The organism is Enterobacter cloacae complex sp. 309I3 (assembly GCF_050031595.1).
In the GTDB taxonomy this organism is placed as follows: domain Bacteria; phylum Pseudomonadota; class Gammaproteobacteria; order Enterobacterales; family Enterobacteriaceae; genus Enterobacter; species Enterobacter cloacae.
This window is the reverse complement of record NZ_JBLGWI010000002.1, coordinates 118,685-133,285: the sequence shown is the minus strand read 5'-3', so window position 1 is coordinate 133,285 and position 14,601 is coordinate 118,685. Positions and strand designations below refer to the sequence as shown.

Here is a 14,601-nt window from a genome sequence, read left to right as displayed (position 1 = left end):
CCGAATAAACAAATGTGAATGGAGTTTCTGATGTTACTGGCTGGTGCTATCTTTTTATTCACGCTCGTCCTGGTTATCTGGCAACCCAGAGGGCTGGGGATTGGCTGGAGTGCCTCACTGGGCGCAATTCTGGCATTGCTGACTGGCGTCGTTCATCTGGGGGATATTCCGGTGGTCTGGCAGATAGTGTGGAATGCGACCGCCACCTTTATCGCCGTGATCATCATCAGTCTTCTGCTCGACGAATCCGGCTTCTTTGAATGGGCCGCGCTGCACGTTGCCCGTTGGGGGAATGGCCGGGGGCGGCTGCTCTTCACCTGGATCGTCCTGCTTGGTGCGATGGTTGCGGCACTGTTTGCCAACGACGGTGCGGCACTGATCCTGACACCTATCGTTATCGCGATGCTGCTGGCGCTGGGATTCAGCCGGGGAGCAACCTTAGCGTTTATCATGGCCGCAGGGTTTATCGCTGACACGGCAAGCCTGCCACTGATTGTCTCAAACCTGGTGAATATCGTCTCGGCGGATTTCTTTAAGCTTGGTTTCTCAGAATATGCCGCCGTGATGGTCCCGGTTAACCTGGCCGCGATTGCGGCTACGCTGGTGATGCTGCATCTGTTTTTCCGTAAGGACATTCCCGCCGTTTACGACGTTTCTCTGTTGAAAGAACCGAAAGACGCTATACGTGATGTGAATACCTTTAAAACCGGCTGGCTGGTTCTGGTGTTGCTTCTGGTGGGATTCTTCGGACTGGAGCCGCTGGGCGTACCGGTCAGTTTGGTCGCAGCCGCTGGTGCATTGCTTCTGTTTGCTGTTGCGAAAAAAGGGCATGCCATTAACACCGGTAAGGTGCTGCGTGGTGCGCCCTGGCAAATCGTTATCTTCTCGCTGGGGATGTACCTGGTGGTCTACGGCTTACGAAATGCCGGTCTGACCCACTATCTCTCTTCCTTGCTGAATCAGCTGGCAGAGCAGGGATTGTGGGCGGCAACGCTGGGTACGGGCTTCCTGACGGCCTTCCTGTCATCAGTGATGAACAATATGCCGACCGTGCTGGTCGGGGCGCTGTCGATTGATGGCAGCACAGCGACCGGTGTTATCAAAGAAGCGATGATTTACGCCAACGTCATCGGCAGCGACCTGGGGCCAAAAATTACCCCTATCGGCAGTCTGGCAACGTTACTGTGGCTGCACGTTCTGTCGCAGAAAAATATCAAAATTACCTGGGGATATTACTTCCGGGTGGGCATTGTCATGACAATCCCCGTGCTGTTTGTCACGCTTGCAGCACTGGCGCTTCGTCTGTCTTTCACTTTGTAATGAGATACTGATATGAGCAACATTACCATTTATCACAACCCGGCCTGCGGCACGTCACGCAATACCCTTGAAATGATCCGCAACAGCGGTACAGAGCCGACCGTTATTCATTATCTTGAAACCCCACCATCACGAGCTGAGCTGGTAAAACTCATTGCGGATATGGGGATCACGGTACGAGCGCTGCTGCGTAAGAATGTCGAACCTTTTGAAGCGTTAGGGCTGGCGGAAGACCGCTTTACTGACGAGCAGTTAATCGATTTTATGTTGCAGCACCCTGTTCTGATCAATCGCCCTATCGTGGTAACGCCGCTGGGTACCCGGCTATGCCGCCCTTCTGAAGTCGTGCTGGATATTCTTCCCGATGCGCAGAAAAGCGCGTTCACGAAAGAGGACGGTGAGAAGGTAGTTGATGAAAAAGGTAACCGGCTGAACTAAACGTGTTCTTGTGACGAAGGGCGAGAGAACTCGCCCTTTTTTATTTAAGATAATCAGTGCTAACGGAGGATAAGAAGCGGTTGTTGCGTCTTTTGCAGCATTTCGGAGGTATGACTACCGATAAAGAACTGCCGCAACCTGGAATGACCGTAGGCCCCCATCACTATCAGATCGACAGCATTTTCCTCGGCGTAACGAATAAGCGCGTCCCCGACTGATTGCCCGGTAAGATGTGTTGTGCTGTTTTCTATATCCGCGTCACGTAAAATTTGCTGTGCGGTCAGCAGCTCTTCCTTCTTACCGTTTACCATGACAAGGTGGCACTCCAGCCCCCTGAGTAAGGGACTCATCGTCAGACGTTCCAGGTTACTCCTGCTTTCTTCACTGCCATCATAAGCCAGCATGACTCTGGAAGGCACTGAGTAGTTCTCCGGAACAACCAGTAGGGGTTTCTTTTGCAGACGAATAACGCTTTCCAGATGAGAGCCTACCGGATGCTGGCTACCCCGACGCCCCAGCACCATGAGACGAAGGTCGCTCAGCTCTGCCAGAACTTCATCCGGTGTACCGTGTTTTTGCATCAAAAGCACATCCGGGCTTCCCTGTTTTTGAAGCAGTTCAGCACAACTTTCCAGTATTGCTTTCCCCTGGGCCATCAGCAGGCGATTACGTTGCCCTTCAATTTCTACCAGCTCATCGGTCAGCAATTGCTGACTGTCTATGCCGAGAGTGCCGGTCAGGTCTGACACTACCGGGGTGCTGTCTTTTTCGATAACGTGCAACAGTGCTAGCTGTGATTGCAAAGTGCGGGCTGCCCACGCCGCATATTCACACACTGACCGCGTTGAAAGTGAACCGTCCACACAGGCTGTAACAGTATTATTCATAGTTTTCCCTCCAGTCTGTTAATGACCGCCCATCAGTTTTTCGACTTCTTCAGGTTTATCGTGAACACCAAACCGGTCAACGATGGTGCGGGTGGCTTCATTCATCCCACGTATTTCAACCCCGGCGCCCTCTCTACGGAACTTAATGACCACCTTATCCAGGGCGCTGACGGACGTGATGTCCCAGAAATGGGCATGTGAAACGTCTATCACCACATTCTCAATCGCTTCACGGAAATCAAAGTGGCTCGTAAAGCGGTCTGCTGATGCAAAGAATACCTGGCCGGTGACGGTATACGTCCGGCTCGTCCCCTCCAGAACTGAGGTTACACGCATGAACCGGGATACTTTAGTGGCAAAATTGAGCGAAGCAATCAGTACACCGGTCAGCACACCGAAGGCCAGATTATGTGTTGCCACCACAACCGCGACGGTGGCAAGCATGACCACGCTGGTTGAAAGGGGGTGTGTCCGCAGGTTGGCAATGGAGCGCCAGGAGAATGTCCCGATGGAAACCATAATCATCACCGCGACCAGCGCTGCCATCGGAATTTGGGAGACCCAGTTGCGCAGGAACACAATCAGGCAAAGCAGCACCACGCCCGCCGTGAGGGTTGAAAGTCGTCCGCGTCCACCGGATTTTACGTTGATAACAGATTGCCCAATCATCGCGCAGCCTGCCATTCCTCCGATAAAGGATGTGCAGATGTTCGCGATGCCCTGAGCTTTGCACTCCCTGTTTTTGTCGCTTGGCGTGTCGGTCATGTCATCCACGATAGTGGCGGTCATCATCGACTCAAGCAGGCCAACCACCGCAAGCCCCGCAGAATATGGCAGGATGATGAGCAGCGTCTGAAGATTTAAAGGCACGTCCGGGAGCAGGAAGACCGGCAGACTGTCGGGAAGTTTCCCCATATCCCCGACGGTTCGCACATCCAGATGCAGCCACATGGCAATCCCAGTCAGCACCACGATGCACACAAGCGGTGAAGGAATGGTTTTGTTGATATAAGGGAAGAGATAGATGATCCCCAGCCCTGCCGCAGTCATGGCATAAACATGCCATGTCACATTGGTCAGCTCAGGCAACTGGGCCATAAAAATCAGTATTGCCAGTGCATTAACAAACCCCGTGACCACTGAGCGTGAAACAAAACGCATCAGCCCGCCAAGCTTCAGATATCCGGCTATCAGCTGGAATACCCCGGTCAGTATGGAGGCAGCCAGTAAATACTGTAAGCCATGATCTTTCACCAGCGTCACCATCAGGAGAGCCATTGCACCGGTGGAGGACGAAATCATCGCCGGACGTCCGCCAAAGAAGGCCATAACGAGAGGAATACAGAACGCCGAGTAGAGGCCCACCTGGGGATCAACACCGGCGATAATGGAAAAGGCGATCGCTTCTGGAATGAGTGCGAGCGCGACAACAATACCGGCCAGAACGTCACCACGGACGTTACCCAGCCAGTCCTTACGCGTCGAGGACAGCAACATAGTAATTTCTCAGTTTTTAGATACAGTCAGCCCTGGAGGGCTACATTTTTACGTACGGTAAAGCACATCCGCAGACGGGATGTTATTGAGTGCGTGCTGAGGCTTGCTCAGTACGACAGAGGAAGGAAAAACTCAGGGTGGCGTAATACGCATAGCGGTTGTCAGATTCTCCATAGCGGATGTGTATATATTGTCGGCTCTGTTGTCAGGAAGAACTTACAGAACACGTCGCGTTTGAACATGAAACACTTCAAAGCAGCCCAATACTACAAATAAAGCGAATACGGGGTCAACCCAACAAGGTACTCAAACGAAGAGGTTAAGATGCGATTTTTATCCAGGAATTCAATATTATCAAAGGACATTTGAACTTTGCCCCACCCCGGACATCTCTACTTAGCTTTGACATAAGTTATTGATTCATATGTGGTTATTTTTTAACATTTACGTTTCACGTACTGATAGATTGCCTTTGAAGCCAACGCTGACCGTCATTCATCTTGATCAGGAATTTGGGCATCTTCTAAAAACACCTTTGTACGGTAATCATCTTTCCAGCCTAACCAAACTGAATCTTCACCACCGGAAGAAACAACTTTACGGTTTCCTGTGAGATTATCAGCCTGTTCTAAGCATATTGACTGCATATCAATGAGCAAATCAGCTTCTGCGACTTCCGTGCCGCCGATCGTTTCATAGCCGGAAATCAGAACAATTGCCTCAGGGTCTCTTTCGTTCAGCATGGCGATCAACTCTTTCACTTTCATTTTAAGATACCAGTAGTTTATTTGTGTGCATTGCTGATGGATTTTATAGTGCTGCCGACCTTTTTCAAGGTGCTTCCGTTGCTTCCAACGATCATGCTAACGACCTTGTTGTCTGACCTGGTATTGCCGTGGTCATCCTTTTAGAGAAATGCTCCAAAGATCAACATGGCGGCATAGGTTTTCCAGCTTGACCAATCAATCGTGGAACCAAGCAACAGATAGAATGCCAGGGCTACCAGCCCCAGCTTTACTACTAGCGCGATTATTATGGTGAAGATAGACTCATCGCGTTCGCCTTTAAGTATTTTATACCGCGTAATTAAACTGTCGTTTTTCATGTAGCATCCGTTATAGTTATTAAAGTCCTGCATTAGAAGTTGTTATTTGCCGAAGTTACCTTGTATGAGTTAACTGTGGATCCAAAAATACAAAATATAAGCTGTGCCAATTGAAAGGATTAGAAAAGCACAGTTACTAATAAAATCTACTAATGCTTGTAGCTTCTTTATTCTCACAATTGCTGGACCGTGTTCAGTAGAGGTACTACTCAGCCCTTTTGTTCTGGCACTCTCTGCTTTTCTGAAAAAATTGTAATGCAATCCTGACCGCAAGCAAAACCATGCCAAACCAGTCGTTATTACGATATTTATGTAGAAAGCATATTGAATCATTTGTTCAGTTTCGAAGCTTTCCATTGAAAACCCTTTGTTGAAATGTTGAATAAAATTATTTTTAGTAAATGTAAGCAATAAATAGAACGAATATTAATAGTGAAAGATGCAATGCCAACATCTGCTTATGATGCCTTATGAGGATTTCTTCCTTCGCATTCATTAAATCGTACATCTCATCAATATTTTTATTGCTGGTATATTCGAGACGTTCATCACGAAGTAATTTGAACTTTACCAATACGACAAGTGATTTAATAATAAAGCTCGTAAGCATAACAGTTATAGACAAAAATAAAAAATAGGCCAAATTCATATATCACTCCATGGAGATTAATAGAAAAATTTATAATAAGTAATCTCATAGAGCATTACTTGAATCTTCTTCCCATACTAAGGACTCACCGAGAAACTTAGTTAAAGATGATTTGGCATACTGTGGTTCGGAAAAAAAACGTGGGAACCAGCCGTCAAAGCTTTGGGTACCATTGTGACGATTTTCAGGCGAGACTGATAAGCGGTACCCGTCTTCGTAAGGTGAAATGCTAAATGTGTATCCATCATCTGTCTTTGAGATCAGCGTTTTGCATGTCATATGACTGTTTGCTCACAAAGTTACTTTTCTAAGATATCGAAAAGTGTGGATTAGATCATCATTCAGATAGTCTTTTCATCACAAACTTTCCTGCCCACATTATCACAATTATAAAGGTAATAAAACCGATCTGCTCCCAACGTAAATTGGTTTGCTGTTCGGAATCATCCAAATGAATTGCATAAATGTAACATCCGAAGGTAAGCGTGAGTGGAACAACAAGCATCCCTACCTTTTTAGTAATATTTCCAATAAACCACCAATAAAGAACCCAGGAAATAATAGAAGAATAAAAAATTGCTTCTGAAACTATCATATGTAACCTCTTGAATTAGTCGATGCTGTGGGTAAATAAACCCGGACCGTCAAATGATGCAATTGCAAAATATTTAGTAACCATAAATCCTTCGGTTATCTATTTCAGCCATGTATGCAGTAGGCTTTTTTAAGAGATAGATTGGTGAAACGACATTCGTTTTGACTTTATAAGCCAGAATGAAAACACCTGCGGAGCTTGCCATAAGTACCGCAAGAAGAATAGATACCGTTAACTCCTTTGGTGTTTGTATCACCGAAAGAAGAAACAATGCGCTTATGGCTGCAAAAATCCAGCAATATAATGATGCATCCATAAAACCAGCTACAACACTCGATCCAAAAAAAAACCAAAATAAACTTATTAAGATTACTGAGTTTTCATTCATGTCTGTTCCTTGTTATTACTAATTATATTATGCTTTATAGTTGACCGTCAGACTACCCACGGGTTTTGACGAACAAAGTCACGCACTCCATTTATACATGCTTTTGAGATGACTTCAAAATAAGGATGGTTTGATGGAATCATATTCCCGGTATTATCAAGAAGCATAATAGTCCCTAAAGACCGAACCAGTTGATATTCATTGAGCTTACGCTTTAGCAAAGTTTGCAATCTATAAATTGTCTCACCGGAACTGTTACCTTCGATACCTACAACAGAGACCGTACAGTTCACTTCCTGATTATCAGATTGATAATCGAACCAGTAATTTTCGTTGCAATTTCCTTTTTGCGCATGCTCAATTTTGCCAGGCCATTTTACCCATAAAGAAGAGTTGTTTTTAGATCGTAAGATCTGCTTCAGCGTTTCCAATGGATTTTTTTCATCAACCTCAGACCAGGCCGAAATAAATTCTTTCTGCATTGCCTTAGGGTCTATAACGGCAATGAAATCAAATTCCTCTTTATTGATAGAGTTGGCTCGATCTTTGAGATAAAACAGACCGAGTTTATATCCCTTTTCACTTTTCCAGTTTGCTCCCACAGGCTGATAGTCTGTATTTATAAACGGTTTGAAAGTGTGAGTGTCGGGAGAAAAAATTACTGAGGGTGCCAGCACCCGGCCTCGGTATCGTATTGGATTTACAAATATTTTTTCCCCGTCACATAACATTTCAATAATTGCTTTTGTCACAACTACTGAAATAGAAGGTCTACATGTATTTTGATTTATTTCCCCGAGGTGCGCCAAACTTCCATCCTCACTCTTCAACACCTTTGTAAGGCAAGTCGGGCAATACTGTTGATCTCTATAATAAACAGGCATGGTTAGACGACCGGAATCGTTTAGTACCAACTGAAGTAACGGATGAGGCTCTTTCATCATGGTTATTTCTTCCCTTTCACCTTTCTGGGCTTTTCGTTTGCCTGTCTCCACTGCCATGGTGGGACAGGGTTGGTGTCTGCCCATAACCCTTTTGCCTCCTTTTGTGCTGCGGATTCATATTTGATATAGCCAGGGACAATGGCGTTATCTTCGAACCGATAAACCCACGCATATCCACTGTCCACCATAGAGGCATTGATATCATATCCATCTAACCAGATGGTACCTAACATACGGCCATAGATATCCGTACCATGGTCTATCACGGTAACGATTTTAGTTGCTATAGCTGTGGTTAAGGCCTGTTTTGCTTTTTGGCCAAAAGCCTGTTTAGATTCAGGAGCGTCTATACCATACATCCGTATTTTGATGGTTGTGTTTTGAGCATCCAACGCAGTTATGGTGTCACCGTCAACAATCTTAACCACCTTTGCCTCAAAAGTTGTTGAGTTCCCCCAGGACGCCACTGGGAATACAACAATCATGATGGGCAAAAGTAACTTTGTTAAAAAAAACATCATTTCACCTTGATTTGTTGAGTACAGACATGTATCCACAAGCCTATTTACAGGCAGTATTTTAACAAGTCATTATTTCATGGGCGGGCTTAAAACCAATCTTTTTGCAACTTAAAGGCAGAATAATCACAATAAATTTAGAACCTGAACCAAAAAATAATCCAAATTAAGCGTGTTAATCTATCTCAAAGATATTATTCCTGAGAGAGTTTGGATGAAACGTTACACTCATGATCTTGAGACAGACCTGAATGATGTGGATAAAACACCATCTCTGATCCACAAAACTTTGTTAACAGCTTCGACCATTTATGACCTGAAATATCTGGCTCAGGTATTAAATGATGAAAATGGCAGTAATTGGTCCCGTGCATCCCTTAAACGTCAGGTTACATGCATACCTGAGCATTGTGAGCTGAGTATCGCAGATGGACGCTATCTACAGACTTTAATACCTTCACGACCTGCTGATTATGAGGACAGGCACTTTAGCTTTATCGATCTGTTTGCAGGGATAGGTGGACTGCGAAGCGGATTTGATGCCATCGGTGGTAAATGTCTTTTCACGAGCGAATGGAATACTTATTCCAGCCGTACTTACCGGGCGAACTGGTATTGCGATGAGAACGAGCACCGCTTCAATTCAGACATCCGTGACATCACTCTTAGCAACCGGCCCGAGGTTACTGATGACGAGGCATACAAATTTATCGATGCCTCTATCCCGGATCATGATGTTCTTCTTGCGGGATTTCCATGCCAGCCATTCAGCATCGCCGGTGTCAGTAAAAAGAACTCTATGGGTCGCAAACACGGTTTCGAGTGCGACACTCAGGGTACGCTCTTCTTTGATGTGGCCAGGATCATCCGGGCAAAACAACCTGCAATTTTTGTTCTGGAAAACGTAAAAAATCTGAAGAGTCACGATAAGGGTAATACCTTTAACATCATCATGAAAACGCTCGATGAGCTTGGCTACGACGTCGCAAACAGCGAAAGCACGGGCGCGGATGATCCTAAAGTCATCGATGGCCGTCATTTCCGACCCCAGCACCGTGAACGTATCGTCCTTATTGGTTTTCGCCGCGACCTACGTCTGAAAGACGGTTTTACTCTGAGAGACATTAAAGACTTTTATCCGGACAAGCGCCCTTCTCTCTCAGATTTACTGGATCCGAGCGTAGATAGTAAATACATCCTCTCCCCTAAACTCTGGGAGTACTTATACAACTATGCAAAGAAACATGCGGCAAAAGGCAATGGTTTTGGTTTTGGACTAGTAGATCCTTCCAATGTTAATAGTGTCACCAGAACCCTCTCAAGCCGCTATATGAAAGACGGATCTGAAATTCTTATTGATCGGGGCTGGTCTCATGAACTGGGAGAAACTGATTTCCATAACACATACAACATGGACCGTCGGCCACGCATGCTAACGCCACGTGAATGCAGCAGGCTAATGGGCTTCGATAAACCCGGGGAAAGTGTTTTCCGTATCCCTGTGTCCAATACACAGGCTTACAGACAGTTTGGGAACTCCGTGGTCGTTGATGTCTTTGCGGCCGTCGCCAAACTGCTGAAGTCACGAATTGAATTTGCAGCCTCCCAGCGCTTGCGGCAGTTTTACGACGAAGTCAGCTGACCTGAGCTCCTTCATCAATTTAAATGCTTAAGATTGTTGTAATAATGTCAGAGGTCAACCATGACGTATTTCGAATCAGCTGAAGGTGAGACGGTATCTAAAGAACGAGCATTACAAGAACTGTCCAGGCATTGCGTTCCCGAAACAGATTTCGAAGAATTCTTTAGCGACATGGGCGTAAAGGAACAGTATGACGCTCAGGAAGTGTTGCTCTGGTTGGGATATTAAACTTCCTGTTTAGGAGACTACTATGAGCCAAAAATTCGCAGTGATGATTGCTTACGACGACGATCCAAACGTCAAAAGGTATTCACCTGACTTTCAAACGCAGGATGAGTTTGCTAAAGGGTGGCAGTCGGCTCTTAAAAAGGCACACCACACCTCAGGTCAAAAATCAGTCATCACCTGCGGATGTCGTGGAAAAGGAGAAAAGCGACTTTATGTTCGTGCTTTACCGAACGGTGATGCCTTTATTCTCGTCAAAGCCGCTAACACGGGCATTGAGCATGATCCTTCCTGTGTATTCTTCTCCCTTGATGCCCGGCATACCGGCCTGAAAGGATATGCGAGTGGTGTGGTCCGGATTACAACCGAAGGTGATATGGCTGTAAGGCTCGGTATCGGTATGACAGAGAAAGATCCTCCTGAAAAATCAGAAGTGCCTCCCCTGCCCCATGTTCAGCGACCAGAAGGAGGTCAGGCCTCAATGACCCTCCTGGGCTTGCTTAGTCTTTTGTGGACAGAGTCTGGTCTGAATGTCTGGTACCCGAAAATGGCAGGGAAACGTAACGATTCACTGGTACGGTATCGTCTGCTTGAAACCGCTAAACAAATTCGTACCGGCAGAGCCTGCATAGGTGACCATTTATTCATTGGTGTACCTGACCCGAAACAACCTGTCGCTCAGTCGCAAATTCAGCGTCTTTCATCACAGGCGATGAGTGATAAACGTCTCATGCTCCTGTCAGTTTTACCTCGCTACGATGCTGAAAAGCATGAGAAGCCACTTAAATTTTTACCCCTGCGGAATTTTGGGGGGCTACCGCTGATTTTTTTCAATTCAGAAGTCCATTGGGATAGCGTAAAGAAACGATTTTCATCGGAGTACGCAGCATGGAAATCCGGGGCGAAAATAGTTGTCTTTGCGTTGACGTCACCAGCTGCGGTAACCGGCAGAGGCCCTTCTGTAAGAGCTCATCAAATTGTGCTGATGCACGTTAGCGAGAACTGGATACCTCTGGACTCCTCCTATGAGGCGGTTGTTGCAGAAAAGCTGGATGCAGAGCACCGGCAGTACGTTAAGCCCATGCGTTATGATGCGAGTATTAGTGAGGTGTTCCCTGACTTCTACCTGCTCGACACAAAAAGCGATAAGCCGTTCCCGATGGAAGTATTTGGTATGGCCACTCCTGCTTATCTGGCCCGAAAGCAACTCAAAAAAGATTATTACAACCGTGAATATGGGCCTTATGGATGGTGGCACTGGGATGCGACCACAGCATCTGAAACTATGGTGCTGCCTCATTTTCCAGAATCACGCAAACCTCTTTCAACTGACACACCTGCTTAAAATGGAGAAAAAATGTCCTACATGCTTTCGCTAAGCGAACAGACAAAACTGAACGCTTTCCTGTCAGGGATCCTAGATGATTACAAGACTGGGGTTATCACTCAGATACAAGCTGTTGGTAGAATCGGTAACGTGTTTTCTGCTCTGGAAAGTGGAGACTCAAAAAAGGTAGTGCATTTGTTGACTGAAGGACGAAAACTCCTGCGGACGGGCTGAATGTCCGCAGAAGTTCTTATGTGCCAGGGGATGCAGAGAAGTGTATCAACCTGGCTTCATTTATCATGATGTTTTTCTGCTACGCGGCTGTTTTGACTTTCCAGTACCTCCCCCTGCCATTGCACCAGTTAATGTATCAATGGTGCCTTTCAGGGATTCTGAGATTGTTTTCTCCGCCTCCAGGGTAGCTTCCAGCTTCATTACTTTGGCCTGGAGCGTTTTGAGTTCATTGCTTTGTTCAGCCACTTCCGCTTCATAGCCCTGGCTGACCAAAGTTACTTTATTCAGGTCGGCGCTCAGCGACTCGTTTAGTTTATGGAGTTCAGTAAGTTCGGCATTCACCGCCACCAGGTCACCCTCTTTCCCGGACAGTGCACTTTTCAGCTCAGTACAAAGGTTCTGTGCAGCAATCAATTCCTGTTCAAACCTGTCCCTCTCTGCCTTTGTATCTGACACAGTCTGACTTAACTGGTCGCATTGTCTGGAAAGACCGGCGTTATCAGAACGCTGCGTGTTGATCTCTTCGTTCAGCTTTTTTTGATATTCAAGGTGACCAGCGATCTCTGTTTTACGTTCAGCCAGTTGCTGGGAGAGTGAGTCATTTGACTGCTGTGCGAGGCTCAATTCATGCCGTGTGCTATCTAACTGGTGATGGCAGGTTTCGAGTTCTGCTTCGGCAACATTCAGCCTTGTTTCTAACTCCTTGACGGTACTGTCCCGGATCTCTAATCGACCCTGTAGTGCCTGATTCTCAAGTTTCAGCTCATCCATATCGGTAGCGCTTTGCTCAAGCCGCTGTAACAGCTGCGTTACCTCCTCCTCCAGCTGCATGCTACGTGCTTCAGCTTTTTTAACACTATCATTCTGTATTGCGGTATAGCTTCTACGGTAGTGCCAGGTGATGTACGAGATAATATCGCCGAGTGCAACCTTTACCTCATCGGGTATATCCAGGTAACGGGCCTCTTCAGGAACCTCTTTAACATACTTCTGGTACTCCGCGAACATCTCCTGTGACCTTGCAAACGAGCCGCCAACAGCGTTTCTGAGCCAGTGAACTTTGAAGCTCAGATCGATATTTTCCGGGTTAATTTCTTTCTCTTTGCACAGACGTTCGATTGCATTGAAGTAATCGATCATCGCGATAGATGAGTACCTTGAACGACCCATTTCCTTTGATTTTTCAGTGGATTCGCTGCGGATGTCATTCTGCACCTCTGGCGGGGTAGCATCGTTCAGGCTTTTTTCTTTATCATTTTCAATCATCATTTTTTTCCTGCGGCCGGAAGCTGGTTTGCAAAATATATGCTGATAAGATCGTTCAGAGCATTCAGAAGCGAGATACTGTCGATGCAAATATGAACGTTTCCATTCTCAAACAGGCGACACCGCCAGCCATTCTCATCACTGACCTCGCCTGTGAATTCTGTATTTCTCATGGCCGTCAGCCTGTCGACCATACTCAGCCCACCGCCGGTTGCAGGTGTTGGAGTATCAGAACAGATGCATACAATATTCTCAAAGTCGCGTAAACAAAAGTGATTGTCCTGCGAGAAACCGTTGTACCTCAGCACGTTCACACCAGGAAAAATCCCCCGAAGAACAAGCTTTTTTGGCATTGTATATTGCCTGGCATTGCTTTTGAAACTTCGGTCAAGCTTGTTGAGAACATCAACGAAACCTTCTGCAAGGGTGTCTCGTCTGTTAGCCAGTGCATGCTGTAATGTTCCCTTAACAATCTCCAGGGAAGCGACGGGCGGATCCGTACGAAGGGATTCGTTAAAGGCTTCTTTTTGCTTATGGTTCCAGTACCGGTCCATACCTGTTTCTTCAAAGAGCCTTTTCCACGTTTTACGGTCAATTTCCTTACGCCCCTCCTCGATGGTGCGATCCAGTGACGACGGAAGACCAAATGCGTTGGGCTGCATAATTCTGCTGGTGAAGAGAGAGAGACCGCACAGTTCCGACGCTTCCGAGATTAACCGCATCCCTTCTTCGAATTTCTGCATGGCCATATCCCGGGCGCTGATGAGCTGCCCTGTCCGGCTCGCCGGTACTGGCTCAGAACCCTGGTTTTGAGTCATTTTACACTCCATTTTGGTATGTCAGAACATTTTGATTTGAGCAAAGGTAGGTGTACACAGACATTAAAGTTGTCTCCTTTAACATGAAAAAGACTTTAAAGTTGTCTACTTCTTCAGATAGACCTACTTAACAGGATACTAAGTAGGTCATCTCCTTTCTCGCGTAGCATCTCTCGACGTTCACAGCAGAGGACACGTTTCAAAATGTCATCCAAAATTTTTTTCCATTATCTGACGTTGGGTGATTTTGATGGTCAGCGAGTAGAGGCTTTAACAATGTGGGTTGCCCTGAGCAAAGTAAGGGAAGTAGATGTACCAGAAATGTACGCGTTGCCTTGCATGAAGGGGGGCATCTTAAAGCTCATTGATTAAACAAACTCACTATGCCGCTACAAACAGCCCAAAACCGTCACTTGATAACGTGTTATTTAGATAAATTAATGCTCAGGGCTTTTAGCCAAACTGTCACTTGATGTAAGAATCCAGAACCTTCAGCACAACGTCCAGGTCTTCTTCTCGTTTCTGTTCTTCACTTTCATGAACAATATGTTCAGTCAAATGTCCTTTAATCACTTCACGCAATAAACCATTCACGGCACCACGTATGGCGGCTATTTGTTGCAGTACAGCGGCACATTCGTGAGGTTCATCAAGCATTTTTTTCAGCGCAGCAACCTGCCCCTGGATCTTGCTTGTACGTGCTTTCAGTTTTTGTTTATCGCGGATGGTATGTGACATGTGGGCTCTC

General features: G+C 46.2%; 16 protein-coding genes. 5 read left to right on the top strand and 11 right to left on the bottom strand.

Features of this window, described 5'->3' with window-relative positions:
* Nucleotides 1–30: 30 nt before the first annotated feature.
* Together ACQG22_RS24440 and arsC are read left to right on the top strand one after the other, a co-directional pair.
* The gene (locus ACQG22_RS24440; protein WP_000922628.1) at nt 31–1,320 is read left to right on the top strand and encodes an arsenic transporter; all 1,290 of its coding nucleotides are present in this window, start codon (nt 31–33) and stop codon (nt 1,318–1,320) included.
* Between the two features lie 12 nt (nt 1,321–1,332).
* Nucleotides 1,333–1,758, top strand: coding sequence for a glutaredoxin-dependent arsenate reductase (gene arsC / locus ACQG22_RS24435; RefSeq protein ID WP_000065802.1), 426 nt, complete (start codon nt 1,333–1,335; stop codon nt 1,756–1,758).
* 59 nt (nt 1,759–1,817) lie between these two features.
* Here the strand turns inward: arsC and ACQG22_RS24430 are convergent, their stop codons facing one another.
* From ACQG22_RS24430 to ACQG22_RS24395, 8 genes are all read right to left on the bottom strand, one after another.
* Complete coding sequence (locus ACQG22_RS24430; protein ID WP_001066652.1) at nt 1,818–2,645, bottom strand: universal stress protein; 828 nt, start codon at nt 2,643–2,645, stop codon at nt 1,818–1,820.
* Between the two features lie 18 nt (nt 2,646–2,663).
* Nucleotides 2,664–4,142, bottom strand: a complete 1,479-nt coding sequence (locus ACQG22_RS24425) for a SulP family inorganic anion transporter (protein WP_000927306.1) — start codon at nt 4,140–4,142, stop codon at nt 2,664–2,666.
* A gap of 491 nt (nt 4,143–4,633) precedes the next feature.
* Nucleotides 4,634–4,909: a hypothetical protein gene (locus tag ACQG22_RS24420; RefSeq protein ID WP_000864986.1), complete on the bottom strand. Its 276-nt coding sequence runs from the start codon at nt 4,907–4,909 to the stop codon at nt 4,634–4,636.
* A gap of 140 nt (nt 4,910–5,049) precedes the next feature.
* Nucleotides 5,050–5,247 carry a hypothetical protein gene (locus ACQG22_RS24415; RefSeq protein WP_001371914.1) on the bottom strand — a complete coding sequence of 66 codons (198 nt, stop codon included), beginning with the start codon at nt 5,245–5,247 and terminating at the stop codon, nt 5,050–5,052.
* A gap of 986 nt (nt 5,248–6,233) precedes the next feature.
* Entirely contained in the window at nt 6,234–6,491 is a 258-nt protein-coding gene (locus tag ACQG22_RS24410; RefSeq protein WP_000637193.1) for a hypothetical protein, read from the bottom strand.
* 73 nt (nt 6,492–6,564) lie between these two features.
* Nucleotides 6,565–6,879 (bottom strand): hypothetical protein, encoded by a 315-nt coding sequence (locus tag ACQG22_RS24405; protein ID WP_426711621.1) that lies wholly within the window; start codon nt 6,877–6,879, stop codon nt 6,565–6,567.
* A 47-nt stretch (nt 6,880–6,926) separates the two neighbouring features.
* Nucleotides 6,927–7,823, bottom strand: a complete 897-nt coding sequence (locus ACQG22_RS24400; protein WP_000975181.1) for a hypothetical protein — start codon at nt 7,821–7,823, stop codon at nt 6,927–6,929.
* Nucleotides 7,824–7,825: 2 nt separating this feature from the next.
* Complete coding sequence (locus ACQG22_RS24395; RefSeq protein ID WP_031942328.1) at nt 7,826–8,341, bottom strand: thermonuclease family protein; 516 nt, start codon at nt 8,339–8,341, stop codon at nt 7,826–7,828.
* Between the two features lie 214 nt (nt 8,342–8,555).
* Here ACQG22_RS24395 and ACQG22_RS24390 point away from each other — a divergent pair, with 214 nt between their 5' ends.
* Genes ACQG22_RS24390 through ACQG22_RS24380 form a run of 3 tightly spaced genes read left to right on the top strand, consistent with a single transcriptional unit; the run spans nt 8,556 to nt 11,553 of the window.
* A complete protein-coding gene (locus ACQG22_RS24390; RefSeq protein ID WP_000833382.1) occupies nt 8,556–9,983 on the top strand; it encodes a DNA cytosine methyltransferase in 1,428 nt (475 codons plus the stop codon).
* A gap of 60 nt (nt 9,984–10,043) precedes the next feature.
* Nucleotides 10,044–10,211, top strand: coding sequence for a hypothetical protein (locus ACQG22_RS24385; protein ID WP_000220758.1), 168 nt, complete (start codon nt 10,044–10,046; stop codon nt 10,209–10,211).
* A gap of 22 nt (nt 10,212–10,233) precedes the next feature.
* Nucleotides 10,234–11,553 carry a DUF1173 family protein gene (locus tag ACQG22_RS24380; protein WP_000078514.1) on the top strand — a complete coding sequence of 440 codons (1,320 nt, stop codon included), beginning with the start codon at nt 10,234–10,236 and terminating at the stop codon, nt 11,551–11,553.
* A 279-nt stretch (nt 11,554–11,832) separates the two neighbouring features.
* Here the strand turns inward: ACQG22_RS24380 and ACQG22_RS24375 are convergent, their stop codons facing one another.
* The 3 genes from ACQG22_RS24375 to rcnR all read right to left on the bottom strand — a co-directional run bounded on the left by ACQG22_RS24375 (nt 11,833) and on the right by rcnR (nt 14,591).
* On the bottom strand, nt 11,833–13,038 hold the full coding sequence (locus ACQG22_RS24375) for a hypothetical protein (protein ID WP_001572381.1): 1,206 nt from the start codon (nt 13,036–13,038) through the stop codon (nt 11,833–11,835).
* Nucleotides 13,035–13,853, bottom strand: coding sequence for a DUF4942 domain-containing protein (locus ACQG22_RS24370; RefSeq protein WP_000193209.1), 819 nt, complete (start codon nt 13,851–13,853; stop codon nt 13,035–13,037). The genes ACQG22_RS24375 and ACQG22_RS24370 overlap by 4 nt, the downstream gene beginning before the upstream one ends.
* A 465-nt stretch (nt 13,854–14,318) precedes the next feature.
* Nucleotides 14,319–14,591: a Ni(II)/Co(II)-binding transcriptional repressor RcnR gene (gene rcnR, locus ACQG22_RS24365; RefSeq protein WP_000019951.1), complete on the bottom strand. Its 273-nt coding sequence runs from the start codon at nt 14,589–14,591 to the stop codon at nt 14,319–14,321.
* Nucleotides 14,592–14,601 lie beyond the last annotated feature (10 nt).

Excerpts from the sequence above, each read along its gene's own strand:
- ACQG22_RS24390 (WP_000833382.1), top strand. The coding sequence starts at position 8,556 with ATGAAACGTTACACTCATGATCTTGAGACAGACCTGAATGATGTGGAT.
- ACQG22_RS24395 (WP_031942328.1), bottom strand. The coding sequence starts at position 8,341 with ATGTTTTTTTTAACAAAGTTACTTTTGCCCATCATGATTGTTGTATTC.
- ACQG22_RS24385 (WP_000220758.1), top strand. The coding sequence starts at position 10,044 with ATGACGTATTTCGAATCAGCTGAAGGTGAGACGGTATCTAAAGAACGA.
- ACQG22_RS24375 (WP_001572381.1), bottom strand. The coding sequence starts at position 13,038 with ATGATGATTGAAAATGATAAAGAAAAAAGCCTGAACGATGCTACCCCG.
- ACQG22_RS24430 (WP_001066652.1), bottom strand. The coding sequence starts at position 2,645 with ATGAATAATACTGTTACAGCCTGTGTGGACGGTTCACTTTCAACGCGG.
- arsC (WP_000065802.1), top strand. The coding sequence starts at position 1,333 with ATGAGCAACATTACCATTTATCACAACCCGGCCTGCGGCACGTCACGC.
- ACQG22_RS24420 (WP_000864986.1), bottom strand. The coding sequence starts at position 4,909 with ATGAAAGTGAAAGAGTTGATCGCCATGCTGAACGAAAGAGACCCTGAG.
- rcnR (WP_000019951.1), bottom strand. The coding sequence starts at position 14,591 with ATGTCACATACCATCCGCGATAAACAAAAACTGAAAGCACGTACAAGC.
- ACQG22_RS24415 (WP_001371914.1), bottom strand. The coding sequence starts at position 5,247 with ATGAAAAACGACAGTTTAATTACGCGGTATAAAATACTTAAAGGCGAA.
- ACQG22_RS24370 (WP_000193209.1), bottom strand. The coding sequence starts at position 13,853 with ATGACTCAAAACCAGGGTTCTGAGCCAGTACCGGCGAGCCGGACAGGG.
- ACQG22_RS24405 (WP_426711621.1), bottom strand. The coding sequence starts at position 6,879 with ATGAATGAAAACTCAGTAATCTTAATAAGTTTATTTTGGTTTTTTTTT.
- ACQG22_RS24440 (WP_000922628.1), top strand. The coding sequence starts at position 31 with ATGTTACTGGCTGGTGCTATCTTTTTATTCACGCTCGTCCTGGTTATC.
- ACQG22_RS24410 (WP_000637193.1), bottom strand. The coding sequence starts at position 6,491 with ATGATAGTTTCAGAAGCAATTTTTTATTCTTCTATTATTTCCTGGGTT.
- ACQG22_RS24380 (WP_000078514.1), top strand. The coding sequence starts at position 10,234 with ATGAGCCAAAAATTCGCAGTGATGATTGCTTACGACGACGATCCAAAC.
- ACQG22_RS24425 (WP_000927306.1), bottom strand. The coding sequence starts at position 4,142 with ATGTTGCTGTCCTCGACGCGTAAGGACTGGCTGGGTAACGTCCGTGGT.
- ACQG22_RS24400 (WP_000975181.1), bottom strand. The coding sequence starts at position 7,823 with ATGATGAAAGAGCCTCATCCGTTACTTCAGTTGGTACTAAACGATTCC.